1 protein-coding gene is annotated in these 3,247 nt (G+C 58.9%); it reads right to left on the bottom strand.

Annotated features, from left to right (window positions below; all coding sequences use genetic code 11):
- Window positions 1-3,113, bottom strand: a 3,113-nt coding sequence (locus AOA60_RS11815) for a hypothetical protein (RefSeq protein WP_099584601.1), incomplete at its 3' end; no start/stop codon positions are given.
- Window positions 3,114-3,247: the final 134 nt, after the last annotated feature.

Genomic DNA, 3,247 nt, shown 5'->3' with positions numbered 1-3,247 from the left:
CCGGGACTGCTGCAGGTCAGCCATACCCTTTGGTTGATAAAGCTCAACGGCCATTTACTGACACTGGCTTTACCTGGGCCGGTAAAGGCCGCCAGGTTCAGAGCGCCGCCGTCCGGCAGTCCGTTGATCAGTGGTTGCGGTAAGTGTTCCGGCCGGATCATCTCCACCGTCAGTTCTTGACTGTCAGACGGAACCCTGTCAGTTCTGATAGTCGCCACGTAACGCAAGGTGATCGTTTTACCGACGCTGTTGGCAATGACCCTTGCGCTGATCGGGAAGTCCACGCGCCCGCCGTCCAATCCGGACTTCCCAGAGATCGGCTCCATGGTGCAATCGGGATAGATCCATTGCAGTTCGATAAAGTGCGTACTGTTCATGCCCTCGTAAGCCACTGCCACAAAAGCATAGTTCTCGTACTGAAGTGGGTAGATGCTCAGGCTCGCACCCGGAAGGTTGTGGAACCTGGGCGCCGGCAGTTCGCTGGGAAGCGCTTGCACGATGTGACGCCGTTCGCGGAACAATACCGCGTTACCTATTTCTGAGCCCCGATCAAAACTGACCCAGAACTGGATGAGCAGGTCTGACCCATCCTTCAGCTTTCGCAGTTCATCCACGGGCGCCGGCGGCATGATGCCGTTAACCTCGCCGTCGGCGGTTACCAGGTTGTTGGTGTACGTGGCCTCGAAGTAAGTCCCTTCCGGGTCGGCATAGGTCCCGGTGTAGTGCATCCACATGCGCTGGTTGCGGTGGATGAAATGCCAGGTGTTGATCATGGTGCGCTCGTTGCCGGTCAGTCGTGACAGGTTGAGTATCGGTACATCCCCCACGCCTTCAATGGTCGGGATCGGCAAGGTGTTGAGGGTGAGCAGCAACAGGTCGAGGATCAACGACGGTATTTCGCGGGTACCCCGCAGCAGGAAGTATTGCACGCTGATCTGTCGGCCAAAGGGCGCGATGTTGGCACCCACCACGTCGGCGGGGACGGTGAAGTTCAGGGTTTTTTGGCTGTTGCCGTCCTTGGTTTCACTGTGGCTGCCGATGCCGGGAATGCCCGTCCATACGGCACGGATGCGGTCGGTGGGCAGCATTTGCGGGAACTTGACCTGAATGGTCGCACCCTGTGTGACGGCTTCGGGCGTCAGTTGATCGGGGTTGCGGGAGGCTTCAAGCACTTCGGGTCGCAGCAAATTCCCCAAGGCTTGGCCAACGCTCACGATGAGGATTTTAGAACGCAGGGGCCCGCCACTTGCCGGGATCAAGGTGTAGCTCAGACGGATCTCGCCATTGCGGTTGTTGTCGACAAACACCTTGTCGACCCCAAACACCACTGGCCGGCCCGCGCTGCTGCCATTGAGTAGGATGTCATCCCCGGTACTGCCGTTATCCCCCGTGCCCACCCAGCGCCAGATAAATGTGTCACCCGGGAAGGTGCGGACATAGGGCAGTGTCACGATGGCCTGGCCAATCACATCGTCCGGATCAAGGTTGCCGTGCTCATCGACGCGGTCCAACTGCGGCTCCGGCAGTTCGGCCACCCGCTCGCCAAAGTGCACGATCAAGTGCTCGGACTCGCGGACCGCCAGCGCACCACTGCCGCCCAGCACGCCGACCAAGCCGTCGTCCACGCGATAGAAAATCTTCACATCGCCCAATCCCACAAAGCGCAGGAATTCACTGCGCGGCACAATCCGAAAGCGCGTCGGTGGCGGTGGGGCACCGGCCAGCAAGGTTTGCTCATAGAACTCCACGCCGCCACCGGTACGCATGGCTTCCATGCGCAGGGTGACGGAGTAGTTGCGGTCGTAGGGCGTGTACTCTGGAAACTCGACAGTGATGTAATCAATCGAGGGGTCGATCAAGCCGGCGTCATCTTCCACCACGTCGACCGGCGGCATGGTGGAAACCGTGCCAAAAATGGTGACCGTCAGGCGGCGCGATGTGCCAAGCAGGGTGCCCAGTGGAAATTGCAACTCGTAGGAGATTTGCATGGAGCCATTGATCAGCGCCTTGAGGATGCTGTTTTCCACATGGGCGTAGGAAGAGCGGCCTATACGTGCCGTGAAGGCGGGTAAATGCACAATATGCTCAGAGCCGTCAGCCCGGATGCCGCTTAACGTAACGAGAATTTGGGTACCTGCCGGTGTGGTGGAGCCGTTGGGCAGCCGGCTGGGGACAATCACTTCTACTTCAAAGTAGCCCTCACCGTGGGTATCGAAATTGACATCGGTAATATCTACTTGGTCCACCAGGAAGTACGGCCGTTCGAGCAAGTCGGGATCAAGATCACTTTCCAGATGCACCACTTGCGACCATTGCTGAATTTCGCCGGAAAAATTCAGCACTTCATCGCGGACCCGAAAACGGATCGTCAGTAAGCCACTGCCGTGGGGCCGGTTAATGATTTCCGGATCCACCTGCACGTCAATAGGCTTGGCCCCGGAAATGTGACCGGCGTCCAACTGCAACGTCACCAAATGGCCGTTCCAATAAAGCTCAACGGTGTCGCGTATGCGTATCTCAGGGTAACGATCAATGGTGAGCACGACTCCCAGGGCTGCGCGATCAGGGTCCAGCACGCTGCCCGGCCGTTGCAGGTCGAGGGGCAAGTGCAGTTTGAGTGCGGAGTGATAAGGCAAGCCTGGGTCCTGATCGACGCCGCCAGGCCTTGTGTCCTTGATCAACCAGGTTTGCGGCACCGAGGTACTTTCCGTACCGCTGCCCACACGCACCACCCGCCCATAGCAGGACGAAACAAAGCCCCGAGGCACCAGCTCGCGGAGGATCGCCAATTGATACCGTGGCCGGTTTTCTTCGCCTGGCCGCACTTCAGCCCAGGCCAGCTCGAACGGGGAACCGCCCATGTAAAACTTGAACACATCGCCCACATTTAACGTCACCCAGCGCTCAAAGGTTACGATCAGGCTGTTCTCGATGTGGCGGATGCCCAATCCTCGATCGGCGCCGATCACAGAAATGACCGGGTTGGCCACATAAGGAGGGGGCTCTAGGTCCACGGCGCGGTTGCTGTTGGACGGGTAAACCACCAGGGCGTGGTCAAATGGAATAGAACCCTCGGCGGGGGAAGGCTCAATGACAGCTGGTTCATCAGGCATGGCTGAATTCCTTGCGGCAATAGCGCCAAGGGGCGCGGGACAAGAAAATCAGACACCCGGCGGGTTGGGCTGAATAGCTGTCAACATTGACAGTAGCGACGAACGGTTGTCACGCGGTGCGGACCCCGGCAGGC

The organism is Pseudomonas sp. 2822-17 (genome assembly GCF_002742485.1).
Lineage (GTDB): Bacteria > Pseudomonadota > Gammaproteobacteria > Pseudomonadales > Pseudomonadaceae > Aquipseudomonas > Aquipseudomonas cyclaminis.
The sequence above is the reverse complement of the archived record's forward strand: the minus strand, read 5'-3'. Positions and strand labels throughout refer to the sequence as shown.